General features: G+C 49.8%; 1 pseudogene. It reads right to left on the reverse strand.

Annotated features, from left to right (window positions below):
• Window positions 1-325: pseudogene (locus EXE10_RS21680) on the reverse strand (hypothetical protein); the annotation flags it as partial.

Consider the following 325-nt stretch of genomic DNA (forward strand, 5'->3'; position numbering starts at 1 on the left):
CCGATGTCAACTGTATCGCCAGCTTTGATCGCTGCACTGCCTGTACCATTGCTTTCTAGGTTCCAACCTGCATCCAACGCACTGATCGCGCCTTCTACTCCACTTACTGTCTGGTTGTTCACCGTATATGCTGGTGTGCTGATGTTTCCTGTCACTGAGTCGTAAGTTGCTCCGCCTCCTAATGCCGCTGCGGTGCTATTGCCTACGTTGTTGGTCGCATTTTTACCGTCTTGTCCTGCTTGCGCAATTTGGCTTTCTAGATCTGTTTTGATCGTGTCAACTTGACCTTTGTTGATCGCATCTGTCGCATCTGTCGCATCTGCAA

It is taken from the genome of Acinetobacter sp. WCHAc060033 (assembly GCF_004209125.1).
Classification (GTDB): domain Bacteria; phylum Pseudomonadota; class Gammaproteobacteria; order Pseudomonadales; family Moraxellaceae; genus Acinetobacter; species Acinetobacter wuhouensis.